This window comes from Mycobacterium sp. (assembly GCF_039583805.1).
Taxonomy (GTDB): domain Bacteria; phylum Actinomycetota; class Actinomycetes; order Mycobacteriales; family Mycobacteriaceae; genus Mycobacterium.
The window spans coordinates 1812-3613 of record NZ_JAVKSH010000180.1 but is presented as its reverse complement, the minus strand read 5'-3'; the positions used below and the strand labels follow the sequence as shown (position 1 = coordinate 3613).

Genomic DNA, 1802 nt, shown 5'->3' with positions numbered 1-1802 from the left:
GTGGTAGATCGCCGTGGCTGCCCGGTTGAACACGCCGGGGACGATCACGGCCCTGCCGGCGGCCAGCCCGTCGACTGGTGCTGATGCACTACGAGGAGCTTCTCGCGATGGCCGACGAGTGGTGCGCACGAGTCGCCACGCTGCCGGCGCACGGTGGCGATGACCACGCCGCTGCTGCGTTCCGCCGCGCCGCCGTCTGGAACGACGCGCTCGCCCTGGACGAGTTCGCCGAGCCCGTCTGTTTCACCACCGCCGCGTTCGCCGACAGCATGCACGCCTTGCTGGGTCAGGCCTGAATCGGCGCCGTCACCGCGGCGGTGAGCCGGATCAGGTCCGCCGGGGCGACGGCGACGTCCCAACCGCGCCGGCCGGCGCTGCAGTACACCCGGTCCCAGGCCGGCGCAGCGGTGTCGACGACCGTGGGCAGCCGCCGGCGCTGCCCGAACGGCGAAATAGCGCCCGTCACATAGCCCGTCGCGCGTTGCGCGCCGAGCGGATCGGCCATCGTCGCCCGCGGAACCCCCAGCGCGGCGGCGGCGGCCTTCAACGACAGCCGCGACGGCACCGGCAGGATCGCCACCGCCAGGCCGTGCGGCACCGCGATGATCAGTGTCTTGTAGATCTGTTCCGGCGCAACGCCGTACGCCTTGGTCAGCGCGTGCACGGCCGCGTCGCCGAACGAATTCTCCCGCCGATCAGGGGCGAACGTCACCACCTCGGGCGGCACACCCGCGGCGCACAGCGCCGCAAGTGCCGGTGTCGCGCTACGGCTGGACATACCCCGGCGGGTTGACCGACTCCACCCACAGGTCGACGCCGAGCTGGCCGCCCGGGGTGCAGTCGTACACCGACAGGTCGGTGACCCCGGACTCCACCAGCACGTCCTCGCACAGCACCGAGTTGCCGGTGTACTCGCGGGCCGGCTTGTTGAGGATGACGTAGGCCGCGTCGGCGTACACCTCGGGCTTGCGGGCCCGCGCCATCGCCTCGTCGCCGCCCAGCAGGTTCTGGACGGCGGCGGTGGCGACCAGGGTGCGCGGCCACAGCGTGTTGGAGGCGATCCCGTCGTCGCGCAGCTCCTCGGCGATACCCAGCGCGCACAGCGTCATCCCGAACTTGGCCATCATGTAGGCCGTCGGCGTGAGCCACTTGGGCTCGAGCAGCACCGGCGGCGACAGCGTCAGGATGTGCGGGTTGGCCCGGCCCTGCATGTGCGGGATGCAGGCCTGTGACACCGCGTACGTGCCGCGCACCTGGATGCCGTTCATCAAGTCGAAGCGTTTCAGCGGCACCTCGGTGACCGACCCGAGGTTGATCGCCGAGGCGTTGTTGACGCAGATGTCGATGCCGCCGAACTGCTCGACGGTCTGAGCCACCGCGGCCGCCACCGAGTCGCCGTCGCGGATGTCCCCGACGATCGGCAGCGCCTGCCCGCCGGCCTCCTCGAGCTCCTTGGCCGCGGTGTAGACCGTTCCCGGCAGCTTGGGGTGCGGCTCGGCGGTCTTGGCGATCAGCGCGATGTTGGCGCCGTCGCGCGCGGCCCGTGTGGCGATCGCCAGGCCGATTCCGCGGCTGGCGCCCGAGATGAACATGGTCTTGCCGGTCAGAGACATGACCGTCACAGTAGCGCCGCGCCCGTCGACGCCCGATCAGCGGTCCCGTGTGGATTGCGCTCGGTCGAACCTTCACCGGAAATACGACGGTGGTTGATGCCGTTGAGCCAGGCGACTCGCTGACTTCGCCGCGGTAGGTGCGCAGACCGCGGCAGACGCAGACCGCGGCAGACGCAGACCGCGGCAGAC

Annotated in this window: 3 protein-coding genes; 1 reads left to right on the top strand and 2 read right to left on the bottom strand. The window is 70.9% G+C overall.

Translation table 11 applies throughout. The annotated features are described in order from the left end of the window. The first annotated feature begins 107 nt into the window (after window positions 1–107). Complete coding sequence (locus ABDW21_RS16630; RefSeq protein WP_343603113.1) at window positions 108–296, top strand: hypothetical protein; 189 nt, start codon at window positions 108–110, stop codon at window positions 294–296. On the opposite strand, the gene ABDW21_RS16625 is transcribed toward ABDW21_RS16630, so the two are convergent. Together ABDW21_RS16625 and ABDW21_RS16620 are read right to left on the bottom strand one after the other, a co-directional pair. After that, window positions 287–778 (bottom strand): aminoacyl-tRNA deacylase, encoded by a 492-nt coding sequence (locus ABDW21_RS16625; RefSeq protein WP_343603112.1) that lies wholly within the window; start codon window positions 776–778, stop codon window positions 287–289. The two genes, ABDW21_RS16630 and ABDW21_RS16625, sit on opposite strands and share 10 nt — an antisense overlap. Then, entirely contained in the window at window positions 765–1613 is an 849-nt protein-coding gene (locus ABDW21_RS16620; protein ID WP_343603110.1) for an NAD(P)-dependent oxidoreductase, read from the bottom strand. Before ABDW21_RS16620 ends, ABDW21_RS16625 begins: the two co-directional genes overlap by 14 nt. Window positions 1614–1802: the final 189 nt, after the last annotated feature.